Source organism: Streptomyces sp. NPDC008001 (genome assembly GCF_042958085.1).
In the GTDB taxonomy this organism is placed as follows: Bacteria; Actinomycetota; Actinomycetes; order Streptomycetales; family Streptomycetaceae; genus Streptomyces.
Genome location: NZ_JBIBIZ010000006.1, coordinates 1 through 16651 on the forward strand (window position 1 = coordinate 1; position 16651 = coordinate 16651).

The window sequence follows — 16651 nt, forward strand, 5'->3', positions numbered from 1 at the left end:
TTGTTGTGGACGATCTCATGACGCACGTAGACGGGGGCGCCGTACTGCTCCAGGGCCTTCTCGACGGCGATCACGGCGCGGTCCACGCCCGCGCAGTAGCCACGGGGGGCGGCGAGGAGGACCTTGCGGGCGGTGGGTGCAGTCATGCCGTCCATCGTAAGGGTCCGCCGTGCCGACCGGCGGCCCCCGTGCATATGGGGCAAGCTGGCGGAAGCCGCGCTTCCGCGACCCCTAGGGCAGCCCATGACCGCACCCGCGACCGCACCGTCCCCAGGCACCGACGGCAGGCTCCACCGCACGCTCACGTTCCGCGACCTGGTCGTCTACGGAATGCTGTTCATCGCCCCGATGGCCCCGGTGGGCGTCTTCGGCACCCTGGACGCGAAGTCGCACGGCGCGGTGGCGCTCGTGTACGTCGTCGCGACCGTCGCGATGGCCTTCACGGCCTTCTCCTACGCGCAGATGGTGCGGGTCGCCCCGCAGGCCGGATCGGTCTACGCGTACGCGCGCGTGGGCCTGGGTGAGGGCCCGGGCTTCGTCGCCGGGTGGATGGCGCTGCTGGACTACCTCCTGATCCCGGCGGTGGCCTACCTGTTCTCGGGCATCGCCCTGCACGCGCTGGTGCCGTCGGTGTCGCAGTGGGTGTGGACGGCCGTCGCGGTGGTGGTGACGACCGCGCTGAACCTGGCGGGCGTGCGGACGGCCGCCGCGGTCGGCTTCCTGGTGCTGGCGATGGAGGTCGTCGTGCTGGCGGTCTTCGTGGTCTGCGCGATCTTCGCCCTCTCCGACCGCGGGGCGCAGCGCGACTGGCTGTCGCCGCTGACCGGCGAGGCCGGTTTCACCGTGGAGGCGGTGGTCGCCGCGGTGTCCGTGGCGGTGCTGTCGTACCTGGGCTTCGACGCGATCGCGGCGTTCGCGGAGGAGTCGGCGGGAGGCTCGGAGCGGGTCGCGCGGGCGGTGGTGACGTGCCTGGTGGTCGCGGGCGTGCTCTTCTTCGTCCAGACGTACCTGGCGGCGCTGCTGGCACCCGTGTCGCCGGCGGAGCTGGCGGCGAAGCCGGCCGCGCAGGGCTCGGCGTTCTACGACACGGTGGACTCGGCGACGGGCCTCTGGCTGCACGACCTGGTGGCGGCCAGCAAGGCCGTCGGGGCGGCGTTCGCGGCGCTGGCCGGGCAGGCCGCGTCGGGACGGCTGCTGTTCGCCATGGCGCGGGACCGGCGGCTGCCCGGCATGCTGTCGAAGGTCGACCCGGCGTCGGGCGTCCCGCGCGTCGCGGTGCTGGGGGCGGCTGCGGTCAACCTGGTCGCGGCGGTGTGGGCGGCGCGGCGGGACGACGGGCTGGACCGCCTGGTGTCGGTGGTGAACGTGGGGGCGCTGGTGGCCTTCGCGCTGCTGCACCTGTCGGTGATCGGCTGGTTCGCGGTCCGCAGGCGGGGCGAGGGGCTGCAGCCCGTACGCCATGTGGTGGTGCCGCTGCTGGGGCTGGCGGTGGTCGTCGCGGTGATCGCCGAGGCGTCGCCCACGGCCCAGGTCGTGGGCGGCCTGTGGCTGGTGGCGGGTCTGGGAGTGCTGGGGGCCGAGGTGCTCCGCAGGGGGCCGGCGTAGGGCGATAACCGCACCTGGGAGGCCTGGCCTCTCAAAGCGACCGCCACGGCGAGCCACCACGGCGAGGATCCGGCGGAATGCGCGGCCACCGCAGCCCGTACGTGTCAGCGCCCCCCACTACGCTCACCACCATGGCCCTCAACACGTCCCCCGAAGCCCCCGTCCCCGTGGGCCAGGTGTCCCGGCTCATCGGCGGCTGGATCGACCGGCTCGGTGCGGTGTGGGTCGAGGGGCAGATCACCCAGATCTCGCGCCGGCCGGGCGCCGGCGTGGTCTTCCTGACACTGCGCGACCCGGCGCACGACGTCTCGCTGTCCGTCACCTGCTACCGCGCCGTCTTCGACGGGGTGGCCGGCATCGTCTCGGAGGGCGCGCGCGTCGTCGTGCACGCCAAGCCGGAGTGGTACGCGCCGCGCGGCCAGCTGTCGCTGCGGGCCGCGGAGATCCGCCCGGTGGGCGTGGGCGAGCTGCTGGCACGGCTGGAGCAGCTGAAGAAGTCGCTCGCCGCGGAGGGCCTGTTCGCGGCCGGCCGCAAGCGGCCGCTGCCGTTCCTCCCTCAGCTGATCGGCCTGGTCTGCGGCCGCGCCTCGGCCGCCGAGCGGGACGTCCTGGAGAACGCCCGGCACCGCTGGCCCGCCGTGCGCTTCGAGGTCCGCAACGTGCCCGTGCAGGGCGTGCACGCGGTGCCGCGGGTCATCGAGGCCGTCGAGGAGCTCGACAGGGCCCCGGACGTGGACGTGATCATCGTGGCGCGCGGCGGCGGCAGCGTGGAGGACCTGCTGCCGTTCTCGGACGAGCGCCTGGTGCGGTCCGTGGCCGCATGCCGCACGCCCGTCGTGTCGGCGATCGGCCACGAGCCGGACTCCCCGCTGCTGGACCTGGTCGCGGACCTGCGCGCGTCCACGCCGACGGACGCCGCGAAGCGCGTCGTGCCGGACGTCGGCGAGGAGCTGGCCCGCGTGCGCCAGCTGCGCGACCGGGCCCTGCGCTGCGTCACGGCGCACCTGGACCGCGAGGAGCGCGGCCTGGCGTCGGTGCGGGCCAGGCCGTGCGTCCAGCGCCCGCAGCGGATGGTGGAGGAGCGCGAGGCCCAGGTCGAGGCGCTCACCGACCGGGCCCGCCGCACCCTCGGCCATCTGCTGGACCGCGCCGACTCGGAGCTGTCGCACACGCACGCGCGCGTGGTGGCCCTCTCCCCGGCGGCGACGCTGCGCCGGGGCTATGCCGTGCTGCAGCACGCGGACGGCTCGGTGGTGCGGGCCGCGGCGGAGGTGACCGCGGACGAGGAGCTGCGGGCCCGCGTCGCGGAGGGCGAGTTCACCGTGCGGCCCGTTGCGGGGCCCGCTGTCGGACCCCCCGCATAGGCTGGTGGCCATGGCGACGACAACGGATGCGGCGACGGATGCGGCAGCGAACGCACTGGGGTACGAGCAGGCTCGCGACGAGCTGATCGAGGTCGTGCGCCGCCTGGAGGCGGGCGGCACGACGCTGGAGGAGTCGCTGGCCCTCTGGGAGCGCGGCGAGGAGCTGTCGAAGGTGTGCCGGCGCTGGCTGGAGGGCGCGCGGGCCCGGCTCGACGCGGCCCTGGCCTCCGAGCCCGAAGCCGGGGCGCAGGCCGCCCCGGAGGATGCCGAAGAGGGGGCCTGACCAGGCGGTACGCCACCGGGGCGGGTGAGTCCGGCCACACCCCGACCCATTTAGTTGAAGTTTCACCTACTTGTCGTAGAGTGGATTCCGTAAGCCTCCGGTCTTCCCGGTTTTCCCGTACGCAAGAAGGTGTCCCATGCCCCTCGCCCTCGACCCCGCCGCCCAGGACCTGCTCTTCCGTGAGGCGCACACGGCCCACACCTTCTCCGCCGAGCCGGTGACCGACGAGCAGATCCAGGCCGTCTACGACCTGGTCAAGTACGCCCCGACCGCGTTCAACCAGTCGCCGCTGCGCATCGTGCTGATCCGCTCCGAGGAGGCCCGCGAGCGCCTCGCGCCCCTCATGGCCGACGGCAACCGCGACAAGACCATGAGCGCCCCGCTCGTCGCGATCCTCGCCACGGACAACGAGTTCCACGAGGAGCTGCCGGCGCTGTTCCCGGCGTTCCCGCAGGCCAAGGACGTCTTCTTCGCCGAGCGCCCGGTCCGCGAGCAGTCCGCCACGCTCAACGGCTCCCTGCAGGCCGCCTACTTCATCCTCGGCATCCGCGCCGCGGGCCTGGCCGCGGGCCCGATGACGGGCTTCGACTTCGCCGGCGTCCAGAAGGAGTTCCTGGACGGCGACCACACCCCGCTGATGATCGTCAACATCGGCAAGCCGGGCGAGGGCGCCGCGTACCCGCGCTCGCCGCGCCTGGCCTACGAGCAGGTCGTCACCACCGTCTGATCCGCCGGAACGGTCCGCCCGCACCGCCCGAGCGGGCCCGCACCGTTCCGACCGCCCGGGCCGGCGCCCTCACCGGCACCGGCCCGGCACTTCTCGGCCGTCGCGCTCTCAGCCGTTCCCGGCGCCCTCTCCGGCGCCCTTCGCGGTCTTGAGCGCGGCGGCCATCTGCACGAGCCGCTCGGGGGCGGCGGTGCCGGTGACGACCGTGGTCACGCCCTTCTCCTCCCGCACGAGCGCGTTGTACTTCGGGCCCTCGTACTGCCGCCACGTGGCGTCGCCCACGCGCTGCGTCTTCGACGTCTTCTCCGCGTGCTGGCTCGCGCCGTCGATGAAGGAGCCGGCCGGCCCGTCGCTCTGCTCGACGGCCACGTACTCGGTGTCCGGGTCGAGGAAGCCCAGGTGCCAGACCGAGCCCTCCTTGCCGCCCGCCTTGTACGAGACGGAGGTGGCCCGCCAGTCGCCGCCGAGGCCGGCCGGGGCCGCCACCGGGTACGGCGCCGCGCGCCGCGCCGTGTCGAGCTCGACGCGGTAGTCGACGGTGCGCACCGCGTTCTTGCTGTCGTCGTGCGGGATGAAGACATAGCTGACGAAGGCCACGGGGATCACCGCCGCCATCGCGAGCAGCATGTTCCGTACGGTCTGCGCCTTGGGGTTTCTACCTGCCACGTACCCATCGTCCCCCATGGCCCGGCCGATCTTGACGGCGGTGTCCCGGGCGCGCCGGGACGCCACCGGAGGGCCTTGACGCCGCTCATGCGTGGGGCCCCCTGCTCACTCTCGCAGTAAACAGATAAAGTCATCAGCACCCTCACCTTCTGCCCCTTTCGGGGGAGAGGGGTCCCTGCGGCCGCCGCCGTACAGAAAGGTTGCGCTCCGATGACCGAGCATCATCTGCCGTCCCCGCTCGAGGTCAGCCCCGAGGCTCCCGACCGCAACCTGGCCCTGGAGCTCGTCCGGGTCACCGAGGCCGGCGCCATGGCGTCGGGCCGCTGGGTCGGCCGGGGCGACAAGAACGGCGCGGACGGTGCCGCGGTCAAGGCCATGCGCGCCCTGATCGGCACCGTGTCCATGAACGGTGTCGTCGTCATCGGCGAGGGCGAGAAGGACAACGCCCCCATGCTCTACAACGGCGAGCGCGTGGGCGACGGCACCGGCCCCGAGTGCGACGTCGCCGTCGACCCGGTGGACGGCACGACCCTCACCGCCAAGGGCATGGCCAACGCCGTCTCCGTGATGGCCGTCGCCGACCGCGGCACCATGTTCGACCCGTCCGCGGTGTTCTACATGGACAAGCTGGTCACCGGCCCGGAGGCCGCCGACTTCGTCGACATCAACGCCCCGGTGGCGGTCAACATCCGCCGCATCGCCAAGGCGAAGCACTCCTCGCCCGAGGACGTCACGGTGGTCGTCCTGGACCGCCCCCGCCACGACGGCCTGGTCCGGGAGATCCGCGAGGCGGGCGCGCGCATCAAGTTCATCTCCGACGGCGACGTGGCCGGCGCCATCATGGCGGCCCGCGAGGGCACCGGCGTGGACCTGCTGCTGGGCATCGGCGGTACGCCGGAGGGCATCATCGCGGCCTGCGCGATGAAGTGCATGGGCGGCACCATCCAGGCCCGGCTGTGGCCGAAGGACGACGAGGAGCGGCAGCGCGCCATCGACGCGGGCCACGACCTCGACCGCGTGCTGCAGACGGACGACCTGGTCAGCGGCGAGAACGTGTTCTTCGTCGCCACCGGCATCACCGACGGCGAGCTGCTGCGCGGCGTGCGGTACCGCGCCGAGACGGCGACGACGCAGTCGCTCGTGATGCGCTCCAAGTCGGGCACGATCCGGCAGATCGACTCGTCGCACCGGCTCTCGAAGCTGCGGGCGTACAGCACGGTGGACTTCGAGCGCCCCAGCTAGGCGTCCCACGCGACGGTCACGGTGCGCGCGGATTCCGCCGGACCCTCGCCGTCGTGACGTCCCGCCGCTGCGGCGGGACACCTCCGGGCCTCCGGCCCGGACGCCATCGGCTGCGGGGCGGCCTCCCTCGGTGAGGCCGCCCCGCAGCCGATGTCGGTCGAGGCTCTCTTCAGCCCGCGGCGGCGACCCGCGTGGCGCGGGCCAGCTCCGCCTCGCGCCGCCGGCGGCGGGCCAGCACCACGCGGCGCTCCGCGGCGGTGAGACCGCCCCACACCCCATAAGGCTCCGGCTGCAACAAGGCGTGCTCGCGGCATTCGACCATCACGGGGCACCGTGCGCACACACGCTTGGCGGCCTCTTCACGGGAAAGACGGGCAGCCGTCGGTTCCTTGGATGGTGCGAAGAAGAGCCCGGCTTCATCCCGGCGGCACACCGCCTCCGAATGCCAGGGGCCGGCCTGATCCCGCGCGGAGGCGATCCGCGGGGACGGTACGGCGGCTTCCTGCAGGGGCTGATGCGGTAGCAGCACGGTCTACTCCTGACGACGGCTTTTGCTTGGCCGGTTGAGTCACCCTTGCCCGCCTCCACTGCGCACGGCCATTCGCACCGGCAGCCGTACGAGAGACGATGCACCAAGCTTTACCCGCTGTGCGCGTGCTTATTCACACCGTTGCCATGAGCGGAACGCGGTAACCCGCAGTAAGTTTGCGGCGACAGGCCGTCCGCCCCTCCGGGCGGACCCCCATCACCGGCCCGCGCGAAGGTTCTTGAGCCGCTTGCCCCGTTTCGGTTTCGCGTCGACGCCCCCGAAGACGGCGAATCCGGTGAGCGAGACGACCGGGGCGTCGGGGTCGGACGCCTCGACCGACTTCACGTCGAAACCACCGAAGATCCCCGTGCCGGCGGAGCGCAGGGTCACGTTCTCCGGCACCCTGATCTCGATGCCGCCGAAGATCGCGGTGGCGTTGATGACGATCTCCTGCTGCTCGAAGACCGCCTCGGTCAGGTCGATCTCGATGCCGCCGAACAGCGCGAACGCGTTCGTGCGCCGGCTCACCCGCCAGCGCCCCTTGCGGACCGCGCCGCCGAAGACCGCGACGAGGTTGTCCGCGACGTCGATGCCGGGGCGCGCCGGGACGCCGTAGGGGCGGGCGGGCGCCACGGACGCGGCCCGGCCCGCCGCCGGCAGGTCCCCCACCAGCGGTTCCAGCTCGCCGAGCGTCTTGGCGCGGTAGACGGCGGCGATCCGCTCGGAGTGCTCCTCGGCGGTGATCCGCCCGTCGGCCATGGCGTCGCGCAGGATCTCCGCGAACCGGTCGCGGTCGGCGTCGGAGGCACGCAGCGCGGGCGCGGGCGCGGCCTGCGGGGCGCGCTTCTCGAGGGAGTGCTTTTCGAATGACGGCTCTTCCACGGCAAGCAGGGTAAGCCAATCGCGATAGATCGCGATAGAGGGCCGGCGGGGCGCGGGTGAGCCTTACCTCACAGGAACTCTCCCCCGCGCGCGTCCTACGCTGGTAGACGCTGTCGAGGACGCCAGCCACCACCGCCTGCCGAGTGAGGAACCCGCCGCACATGTCTGCCTCTGAGTTCGCCTATACGGACCTCCTGCCCCTGGGCGAGGACAACACTCCGTACCGCCTGGTCACCTCCGAGGGCGTGTCGACCTTCGAGGCCGACGGCCGCACGTTCCTCAAGGTGGAGCCCGAGGCGCTGCGGAAGCTGGCCGCCGAGGCGATGCACGACATCTCCCACTACCTGCGCCCGGCCCACCTGGCGCAGCTGCGCCGGATCCTCGACGACCCCGAGGCGTCCGCCAACGACCGCTTCGTCGCGCTCGACCTGCTGAAGAACGCCAACATCGCCGCGGCCGGCGTGCTGCCGATGTGCCAGGACACCGGCACGGCCATCGTCATGGGCAAGCGCGGGCAGAACGTGCTGACCGAGGGCGAGGACGAGAAGGCCCTCTCGCACGGCATCTTCGACGCCTACACCGAGCTCAACCTGCGCTATTCGCAGATGGCCCCGCTGACCATGTGGGACGAGAAGAACACCGGCTCCAACCTGCCCGCGCAGATCGAGCTGTACGCGACCGACGGCGGCGCCTACAAGTTCCTCTTCATGGCCAAGGGCGGCGGTTCCGCCAACAAGTCCTTCCTCTACCAGGAGACGAAGGCCGTGCTCAACGAGGCGAGCATGATGAAGTTCCTGGAGGAGAAGATCCGTTCGCTCGGCACGGCGGCCTGCCCGCCGTACCACCTGGCGATCGTCGTCGGCGGCACCTCCGCCGAGTACGCCCTGAAGACCGCCAAGTACGCCTCCGCGCACTACCTGGACGAGCTGCCGGAGGAGGGCTCCCCGCTCGGCCACGGCTTCCGCGACAAGGAGCTGGAGGAGAAGGTCTTCGAGCTCACGCAGAAGATCGGTATCGGCGCCCAGTTCGGCGGCAAGTACTTCTGCCACGACGTGCGCGTGGTGCGCCTGCCGCGGCACGGCGCGTCCTGCCCGGTCGCCATCGCCGTCTCCTGCTCGGCCGACCGCCAGGCGCTCGCGAAGATCACGCCCGAGGGCGTCTTCCTGGAGCAGCTGGAGAAGGACCCGGCGCGCTTCCTCCCGGAGACCACGGACGAGCACCTCGAGTCCGAGGGCGACGTCGTCCGGATCGACCTCAACCGCCCCATGGACGAGATCCTCGCGGAGCTGACGAAGTACCCCGTCAAGACCCGCCTCTCCCTTACCGGACCGCTCGTCGTGGCCCGCGACATCGCACATGCGAAGATCAAGGAGCGGCTGGACGCGGGTGAGGAGATGCCCCAGTACCTCAAGGACCACCCGGTCTACTACGCCGGCCCGGCCAAGACCCCCGAGGGCTACGCGTCCGGTTCCTTCGGCCCGACGACGGCCGGCCGCATGGACTCCTACGTGGAGCAGTTCCAGGCCGCGGGCGGCTCCAAGGTGATGCTCGCCAAGGGCAACCGCAGCAAGCAGGTCACCGACGCGTGCGGCAGCCACGGCGGCTTCTACCTCGGCTCGATCGGCGGCCCGGCGGCCCGCCTCGCGCAGGACTGCATCAAGAAGGTCGAGGTCCTGGAGTACGAGGAGCTCGGCATGGAGGCGGTCTGGAAGATCGAGGTCGAGGACTTCCCGGCGTTCATCGTCGTGGACGACAAGGGCAACGATTTCTTTGTCGACCCGGCACCGGCGCCGACGTTCACGAGCATCCCGGTGCGGAGTTCCTGACCGTTCCCGGCTGCAGGCCGTCTGTGGCTGATCGCGCAGTTCCTCGCGCCCCTTAAGGGGCGCGAGGAACTGCGCAGAGCGTTACACGAACCGCTGGTTCGGCGAGCCGTCGCACTTCTGCAGGCGCACCGCTTCCTTGCCGCCCGCCAGCGTCAGGCACAACCCGGGCGCGGCCACCGGGCTGAACCCCTCACCGGAGCGGGTGAACTGCTGGTTGCCACCCCCGTGGCAGTCCCACAACGCCACGGCCGTCCCCGCCGCGTACTTCCCGCCGGGAACGTCCACGCACCGGTCGTGCGACAGCGCCGTCCGCAGCAGCTTGGTGGCGGAGTCGTAGCCCCACTCCTGGTTCCGGTTGCCCGTGCAGTCCCAGCCGCCGACGGTCGTCCCGTTACGGCTGCTCGCCGCGTAGGCGTCGACGCACGTGCCCGTGGCCCCGTTCTTCAGGGGCCGGAAAGCGTCGTCCCAGGCGCCCTTGGTCAGGACGGGCGTGCCCGTGCTCGCGGGGTCGGCGCAGCCGGCCTCCTGCCAGCCGGAGCGGTAGAGCTGCGTCAGGCAGGACGCGAAGGCGCCGTGCCCGCGCTGGTTGGGGTGGAAGGACTGCCGGACGGAGTTCTCGTTCGGCGGTACGGGGTTGGTGAGGTCGATCCACAGGCCGCGGGCCCAGGTGTCCTCCGAGCACACCTCGTGGCCGTGGAAGAGGCGGGAGTTGTTGAGGAAGACGGCTCCGGTGTCGCGGGCGGCCTTGCGCATGCCGCGCTCGAAGGCGGGCACGGCCGCGTTGCGGCCCCAGGCGGCGTCGGAGGTGTAGCCGACGCAGCCGCCCGGGAGCTTGCCGGGGAAGGAGGGGTTGTCCTCGATGTCGGGGCCGATGGGGCTCGGGTAGCCCATGACGACGAGCTTGTAGTCGCCGTCGGCGTAACCGGCGTCCTTCATCACCGTGCGCAGGTCCCGTACGGTCTGCTCGACCTTGGGCACGAGGCCGTCGACGCGGCCCTGCCAGCCGGGGCCGTACTTGGGCTCGCAGGGGCCCTGGAGCGTCAGGTAGCGGGTGACGCAGTCGGTCATGACGGGGCCGAACTGCAGGTCGTCGTTGGCGCCGGCGACGAGCAGGACCATCTTCACGCGGGTGTTGCGGGCCTTGATCGCGAGGCTGTCGCTCTGGACGAGCTCGTCCGCGTACTGCTTGGTGCCGCCGATGCGGATGTTGCCGGTGGAGGCGCCCGAGCAGGCGACGTTGTAGGTGACGTCGGCGGGGATCGCGGTGCGGTGGATGGCGGCGTCGGGCGAGCGGTGGCACCAGTTGTCCGGGCCGTTGGTGCCCGGCTCGTAGGTGCCGACGCCCTCGCCGGAGATCTCGCTGTCGCCGAGCGAGAGCAGCGAGGTCTTGCGCTGCTCCAGGGGGCGCACGGTGGCGTCCCCGTACAGCTTGACGGCCTCGGCGGCGCGGATCTTCTCCAGTGCGGGCGGGAGGGGCGCGGCGGTGGTGGCGGTGGCGGTACGGGCCGCGGGGTGGGGTGCGTGAGGCGCGTGGGCCGCATGGGCGGCGGGTCCGGTGACGGCAAGACCGCCGAACGCCGCGGCGAGCGCGGCGACAGCGGCGAGTGAACAGCGCAGGGTGGGTCTGCGTGTCAAAGTGGCCTCCCCGATTTCAGGTGTTACCCGCGGTATTTACTAGGCGGTAGTGCCTTTTGGGAACACGGTGAACCGGACAAACGCTTGCTCTGTCAGGAGGTAAGTGACGATGACCGATGGTGAGCAGTACCGGATCGAGCACGACTCGATGGGTGAGGTACGGGTGCCGGCGGACGCCAAGTGGCGGGCCCAGACCCAGCGGGCGGTGGAGAACTTCCCGGTGAGCGGCCAGCGGCTGGAGCGGGCGCACATCGCGGCACTGGCCCGTATCAAGGCCGCCGCGGCCAAGGTCAACGCGGAGCTCGGCGTCATCGGCAAGGACGTCGCGGAGGCGATCGAGGAGGCCGCCGGGGAGGTCGCCGCGGGGCGCTGGGACGACCACTTCCCCGTGGACGTCTTCCAGACGGGCTCCGGCACGTCGTCCAACATGAACGCCAACGAGGTCATCGCGACGCTGGCGAGCGAGCGGCTGGGGCGCCCCGTGCACCCCAACGACCACGTGAACGCGTCGCAGAGCTCCAACGACGTCTTCCCGTCCAGCATCCACATCGCGGCGACGGCGGCCGTCACCGGGGACCTCGTCCCGGCGCTGGAGCACCTGGCGGCGGCGCTGAAGCGCAAGGCGGAGGAGTTCGCCGAGGTCGTCAAGTCCGGCCGGACGCACCTGATGGACGCGACTCCGGTGACGCTGGGCCAGGAGTTCGGCGGCTACGCCGCGCAGATCCGCTACGGCGTCGAGCGGCTGCGCGCCTCCCTGCCCCGGCTGGCCGAACTCCCCCTCGGCGGCACGGCCGTGGGCACCGGCATCAACACGCCGCCCGGCTTCTCCGGCGCCGTCATCGCCGAGGTCTCCCGCACCACGGGACTGTCGCTGACCGAGGCGCGGAACCACTTCGAGGCGCAGGGCGCGCGCGACGGCCTGGTGGAGACCAGCGGCCAGCTGCGCACCATCGCCGTCGGCCTCACCAAGATCGCCAACGATCTGCGGTGGATGGGGTCGGGCCCACGGGCCGGCCTGGCCGAGATCGCCCTGCCGGACCTGCAGCCGGGCTCCTCGATCATGCCGGGCAAGGTCAACCCGGTCATCTGCGAGGCCGTGCTCATGGTGGCCGCCCAGGTCACCGGCAACGACGCGACGGTCGCGGCCGCGGGCGCGGCGGGGAACTTCGAGCTCAACGTGATGCTCCCGGTGATGGCGAAGAACCTCCTGGAGTCCGTGCGGCTGCTCGCCAGCGTCTCCCGGCTGCTGGCCGACCGCACGGTCGACGGCATCACCGCGAACGTGGAGCGCGCCCGCGAGTACGCGGAGTCCTCGCCGTCCGTCGTCACGCCCCTCAACCGCTACATCGGTTACGAGGAGGCCGCGAAGGTGGCGAAGAAGTCCCTGGCCGAACGCAAGACGATCCGCGAGGTGGTCCTCGAATCGGGCTACGTCGACCGCGGCCTGCTGACGCTGGAGCAGCTGGACGAGGCGCTGGACGTCCTGCGGATGACGCGGCCGTAGCGGGGGCTCCACGGCGGCGCGTTGCGCCCGCGGCGGGGATCCGGCGCAACGTCCGCGGGCGGCGACCCCGTATCAGTGGCGAACCGGCCGAAGGCCATGGCGCACGTCACGGCGCACCTTCCCCACCGCCACCTAGGATCTCTGCATGACAGCAGCGGATGCGGACGCGGAGACGGTCGACACGGCGAGCACGAGCCCCGGGGAAAGCGCACTCTGGGCCCCGGGGGACCAGATCCTCTGGCGCTACCGGGGCAACGCCACCGACCGCATCCACATCTGCCGTCCCGTCACCGTCGTGCAGGACACCGCCGACCTGCTCGCCGTCTGGGTCGCGCCGGGCACCCAGTGCGTGCGCCCGCTGCTCGCCGACGGCACCCCGGTCCACCAGGAGCCGCTGGCCACGCGCTACACCAAGCCCCGCACCACGGCCGTCACCCCCTGGGCCGGCACCGGTGTGCTGAAGCTCGCCCGGCCCGGCGAGGCGTGGTCGGTGTGGCTGTTCTGGGACCGTGACTGGCGCTTCAAGAACTGGTACGTCAACCTCGAGGAGCCGCTCGTCCGCTGGGCGGGCGGCGTGGACTCCGAGGACCACTTCCTCGACATCGCCGTCTACCCGGACCGCAGCTGGCAGTGGAAGGACGAGGACGAGTTCGCGCAGGCGCAGCACGCGGGCCTGATGTCTCCCGGCCAGGCCGAGCGCGTGCGCGCCGCGGGCCTGGCCGCGGTCGAGCGGATCGAGGCCTGGGCCGCCCCGTTCGCCGCGGGCTGGGAGGCCTGGCGGCCGGATCCGGCGTGGCCCGTACCGGCGCTGCCGGACGACTGGGACCGTTCCCCGGCCCGGATCCGGGCATGATCCGCGGGGATTCCCCCAGCAAGGCGGCCAACCGCTTGGCACCGGCCCGCCGGGCAACCGTAGGATCGGCCTCCGCGATACTGCACAGCAGCACGGCACGAACAGAGCACGGCATGTGACGCTTGTTCACGGAAATTCGGTCACAGAGAGGGCGGGCGCCGTGAGCGGTGACGAGGACCAGCGGGACTACGACGGCTACGCCCGCTCAGGGCTGGACCGCAGTGGCCAGGCCGAGGCGTTCGACGCGATCGGCCACCGCTACGACGAGGCCTTCCCGCACAAGGAGGGCCAGCTCGGCGCGGGCGCCTGGCTCGCGGCCGCCCTGCCGCCCGGCTCCCGCGTCCTCGACGTCGGCTGCGGCACCGGTCTGCCGACCGCACGGCAGCTGGCCGACGCGGGCCACCACGTCGTGGGCGTCGACCTCTCCCCCGGGATGCTGGAGCTGGCCCGGGACAACGTCCCCAAGGCCGAGTTCCACCTGGCGGACCTGGCCGGCCTGCGGGACGGCCGCCTCGGCGTCTTCGACGGCGCGGTCGCCTTCTTCTCGCTGCTGATGCTGCCCCGCCCGGAGATCCCGTACGCCCTGCGGATGCTCCACGGGCTCCTGAGACCCGGCGGGTTGCTCGCCCTGTCGATGGTCGAGGCCGACGTGGACGACTACGCGATCCCGTTCCTGGGCAACACGATCCGGGTATCCGGATACCTGCGGGACGAACTGCGCCAGGTCGTGCGCGAAGCGGGTTTCGAAGTCGCCGGGGAGCACTCGCTGGCGTACGCCCCGGCGAGTACGGACGTACCACCCGAGATCCAGCTCTTCCTCAATCTGCGACGCGCCTGACCCACGGTGCACCCGCGCGAGCGGGCGCACGGTCCCGACGGATGGAACCCCACGCGTGACGGAGCACACCGACTCCCACGGAAGCCAGCGGATCGCCGCGGTGCGGCAGGCCGCTGCGTCCGCCGCCTCCTCTGCCCCCGACCCGGAAGCGGGCCGCCCGCGCCCGGCCCCCGAGCCGGGCCCGCAGGGCGTCCCGGCCCAGCGGCGCGACGACTCGCACGCGGGGACGCGGCCGGCCGGTCCGGCGGACGACCCTGCCCGCGCGGCCACGCGGGCGAGCTCGCACCCGGAGCCGGACGGTCTCCCGGCACCCGGGGCACCGGAAGCGCCGGACCCCGCACCGGCGCGGGCGGAGCCCCCGTCCCGCCGGAGGACGACCCCGCCCCGGCCCGGCACCCGCACGCCCCGCTCACGCACCACCGGCACCCAGCCGGCGGAGCCCCGCACCCGGGCCGCCGGCACCCAGGCCGCGGCCGAGCCCCGGCCCCGGACCGCCGAGCCCGGGACCGCCGGCTCCCCCCTCCCCGGCGCCCCGGTCGGCATGCCCCGGGGCCGGAAGGCGGGATCCCGTGCCGTCGGTGCCGCTTCCGCGGCGCCGGCCGCCGCGGCGGCCGAGCGGGTCCCTGCTGCTATCGCTGACAACGATGCCCGGGAGGCCGCGGGCGCGGAGGCACCGGTCGCGCCGGGCGGCACGGAGGGCGGCACCGCGTCCGCGGACTCCGCCGGCCGCCCGGCCGCCGAGGCGGGCAGCCGTCCGTCTCCGACGGGGCCCGGCGGCACCCCCGCCGGCGTCTCCGGCGGCACCTCCGGCGGCGAGCGCCTGCGCTTCGTCGGCGCGGCCACGCGCCGGATCGCCCGCGGCATCGACCTGGACGAGATCGTGCTCGGCCTGTGCCGGGCGACCGTGCCGACGTTCGCCGACGCGATCCTGGTCTACCTGCGCGACCCGCTGCCGGTCGGCGACGAGCGGCCCGTCGGCCCCGTCGTCCTGCGGCTGCGCCGCACCGACCAGCTGCCGGACCACGTGCGCGGCACGGGCGACCCCGACGCCGGGGAGCTGCCGTTCGAGCGCCCCGAGCCGGTCCCGGACCTCGCCGGCTGCGCGGCCGAGCGCTGCGAGGTGCGCATAGGCGGGCCGCTCGCGGAGGTGCTGCGGGGTGTCAGACCGGTCTTCGGGGACTCCTCCGCCGCGCGGGCGGCCCTTCCCGAGCTGCTGGGCGACGACCGGCCCGTCCCGGACCGGCACCGCACGATCCTGGCGCCGCTGCGGGGGCGGCGCCGGGTGATCGGCGCTGCGGTGTTCGTCCGCCGCCCGGACCGGGCCGCGTTCGAGAACGACGACCTCCTGGTGGCCGCGCAGCTGGCGACGCACACCGCCCTGGGCGTGGACAAGGCCGTGCTCTACGGCCGCGAGGTGTACATCGCGGACGAGCTGCAGCGGACGATGCTCCCCGACTCCCTCCCCCAGCCGACCGGCGTCCGGCTCGCCAGCCGCTACCTGCCGGCCGCCGAGACCGCCCGCGTCGGCGGCGACTGGTACGACGCGATCCCCCTGCCGGGCAACCGGGTCGCCCTCGTCGTCGGCGACGTCATGGGCCACTCCATGACCTCCGCCGCGATCATGGGCCAGCTGCGGACGACCGCGCAGACCCTGGCGGGCCTCGACCTGCCCCCGGCCGAGGTGCTGCACCACCTGGACGAGCAGGCCCAGCGCCTGGGCTCGGACCGCATGGCCACCTGCATGTACGCGGTGTACGACCCGGTCGCGCACCGCATCGTGATCGCCAACGCGGGGCATCCGCCGCCGATACTGCTGCACCGCGGCGGCCGGGCAGAGGTCCTGCGCGTCCCGCCGGGCGCGCCGATCGGCGTGGGCGGGGTCGACTTCGAGGCCGTGGAGCTGGACGCGCCCGCCGGCGCGACGTTACTGCTCTACACCGACGGCCTGGTGGAGTCGCGGATCCGGGACGTGTGGACGGGCATAGAGCAGCTGCGCGAGCGGCTGATCGACACCGCCCGGCTGACCGGCCCGAACCCGCCGCCGCTGGAGCCCCTGTGCGACGAGGTGCTCGGCATGCTCGGCCCGGGCGACCGGGACGACGACATCGCCCTGCTCGCGGCCCGCTTCGAGGGCATCGCGCCGAGCGACGTCGCCTACTGGTTCCTCGACCCGCGCCCGCAGACGGCCCGCCAGGCCCGCCGGCTGGCCCGTCGCGCCCTCGCCCGCTGGGGTCTGGAGGAGCTGACGGACTCGGTGGAGCTGCTGGTCAGCGAGGTGATCACCAATGCCGTGCGGTACGCCGAGCGGCCGATCACGCTGCGCCTGCTGCGGACGGACGTGCTGCGCTGCGAGGTGGGCGACGACGTGCCGCAGCTGCCGCGGCTGCGCCAGGCCCGGCCCTCCGACGAGGGCGGCCGCGGGCTGTACCTGGTGAACCGGCTGGCGCGGCGCTGGGGGGCGACGCGGCTGAGCACGGGGAAGGTGGTGTGGTTCGAGCTGGCGCTGCCGCCGCACGCCCGCTGAGGCGCGGTGCGGCGCCGGCCCGGCCGTCCTCCCGGCCGTTCTCCCGGACCGGCCGCCCCTCCCCCACCTCGCTCGTACGCGGTGAAATTCTGGACAGAGTCCAGACTCCTGTTGCCGACATCCCGTCGGCAGAGTTGACTGGCGAGGTGAAGGGCGGCACTGCCGCACGCCCT

At 73.0% G+C, this 16651-nt stretch carries 14 protein-coding genes and 1 pseudogene; 10 read left to right on the forward strand and 5 right to left on the reverse strand.

Annotation, left to right across the window (positions count from 1 at the left end; genetic code table 11):
• Positions 1–155 (reverse strand): annotated as a pseudogene (locus ACFZCD_RS16615) (4-hydroxy-3-methylbut-2-enyl diphosphate reductase); the annotation flags it as partial.
• Between the two features lie 88 nt (positions 156–243).
• Here ACFZCD_RS16615 and ACFZCD_RS16620 point away from each other — a divergent pair.
• The 4 genes from ACFZCD_RS16620 to ACFZCD_RS16635 all read left to right on the forward strand — a co-directional run bounded on the left by ACFZCD_RS16620 (position 244) and on the right by ACFZCD_RS16635 (position 3979).
• Positions 244–1605, forward strand: a complete 1362-nt coding sequence (locus ACFZCD_RS16620) for an APC family permease (RefSeq protein WP_391831347.1) — start codon at positions 244–246, stop codon at positions 1603–1605.
• Positions 1606–1736: 131 nt separating this feature from the next.
• Positions 1737–2969, forward strand: a complete 1233-nt coding sequence (gene xseA / locus ACFZCD_RS16625) for an exodeoxyribonuclease VII large subunit (protein ID WP_391831349.1) — start codon at positions 1737–1739, stop codon at positions 2967–2969.
• A 10-nt stretch (positions 2970–2979) separates the two neighbouring features.
• The gene (locus tag ACFZCD_RS16630; RefSeq protein ID WP_391831351.1) at positions 2980–3252 is read left to right on the forward strand and encodes an exodeoxyribonuclease VII small subunit; all 273 of its coding nucleotides are present in this window, start codon (positions 2980–2982) and stop codon (positions 3250–3252) included.
• A 136-nt stretch (positions 3253–3388) separates the two neighbouring features.
• Positions 3389–3979: a malonic semialdehyde reductase gene (locus ACFZCD_RS16635; RefSeq protein ID WP_391831353.1), complete on the forward strand. Its 591-nt coding sequence runs from the start codon at positions 3389–3391 to the stop codon at positions 3977–3979.
• Between the two features lie 108 nt (positions 3980–4087).
• Here the strand turns inward: ACFZCD_RS16635 and ACFZCD_RS16640 are convergent, their stop codons facing one another.
• Positions 4088–4711, reverse strand: a complete 624-nt coding sequence (locus ACFZCD_RS16640) for a DUF4245 domain-containing protein (protein WP_391831355.1) — start codon at positions 4709–4711, stop codon at positions 4088–4090.
• Positions 4712–4855: 144 nt separating this feature from the next.
• Here ACFZCD_RS16640 and glpX point away from each other — a divergent pair, with 144 nt between their 5' ends.
• Positions 4856–5887: a class II fructose-bisphosphatase gene (gene glpX, locus ACFZCD_RS16645; protein ID WP_391831357.1), complete on the forward strand. Its 1032-nt coding sequence runs from the start codon at positions 4856–4858 to the stop codon at positions 5885–5887.
• 169 nt (positions 5888–6056) lie between these two features.
• On the opposite strand, the gene ACFZCD_RS16650 is transcribed toward glpX, so the two are convergent.
• Both ACFZCD_RS16650 and ACFZCD_RS16655 read right to left on the reverse strand, forming a co-directional pair.
• Entirely contained in the window at positions 6057–6416 is a 360-nt protein-coding gene (locus ACFZCD_RS16650) for a WhiB family transcriptional regulator (protein WP_356290263.1), read from the reverse strand.
• Between the two features lie 216 nt (positions 6417–6632).
• On the reverse strand, positions 6633–7298 hold the full coding sequence (locus ACFZCD_RS16655) for a DUF1707 domain-containing protein (RefSeq protein ID WP_391831359.1): 666 nt from the start codon (positions 7296–7298) through the stop codon (positions 6633–6635).
• 161 nt (positions 7299–7459) lie between these two features.
• Here ACFZCD_RS16655 and ACFZCD_RS16660 point away from each other — a divergent pair, with 161 nt between their 5' ends.
• Complete coding sequence (locus ACFZCD_RS16660) at positions 7460–9124, forward strand: fumarate hydratase (RefSeq protein ID WP_391831361.1); 1665 nt, start codon at positions 7460–7462, stop codon at positions 9122–9124.
• 81 nt (positions 9125–9205) lie between these two features.
• Here ACFZCD_RS16660 and ACFZCD_RS16665 read toward each other — a convergent pair whose 3' ends face one another.
• On the reverse strand, positions 9206–10759 hold the full coding sequence (locus tag ACFZCD_RS16665) for a ricin-type beta-trefoil lectin domain protein (protein ID WP_391831363.1): 1554 nt from the start codon (positions 10757–10759) through the stop codon (positions 9206–9208).
• 109 nt (positions 10760–10868) lie between these two features.
• Between ACFZCD_RS16665 and ACFZCD_RS16670 the strand changes: the two genes are divergently transcribed.
• From ACFZCD_RS16670 to ACFZCD_RS16685, 4 genes are all read left to right on the forward strand, one after another.
• The gene (locus ACFZCD_RS16670) at positions 10869–12263 is read left to right on the forward strand and encodes a class II fumarate hydratase (RefSeq protein WP_391831365.1); all 1395 of its coding nucleotides are present in this window, start codon (positions 10869–10871) and stop codon (positions 12261–12263) included.
• Positions 12264–12408: 145 nt separating this feature from the next.
• Positions 12409–13116: a DUF402 domain-containing protein gene (locus ACFZCD_RS16675; protein ID WP_391831367.1), complete on the forward strand. Its 708-nt coding sequence runs from the start codon at positions 12409–12411 to the stop codon at positions 13114–13116.
• 160 nt (positions 13117–13276) lie between these two features.
• Entirely contained in the window at positions 13277–13954 is a 678-nt protein-coding gene (locus ACFZCD_RS16680; RefSeq protein WP_391831369.1) for a class I SAM-dependent DNA methyltransferase, read from the forward strand.
• 55 nt (positions 13955–14009) lie between these two features.
• The gene (locus ACFZCD_RS16685; protein ID WP_391831370.1) at positions 14010–16478 is read left to right on the forward strand and encodes a SpoIIE family protein phosphatase; all 2469 of its coding nucleotides are present in this window, start codon (positions 14010–14012) and stop codon (positions 16476–16478) included.
• Positions 16479–16651: the final 173 nt, after the last annotated feature.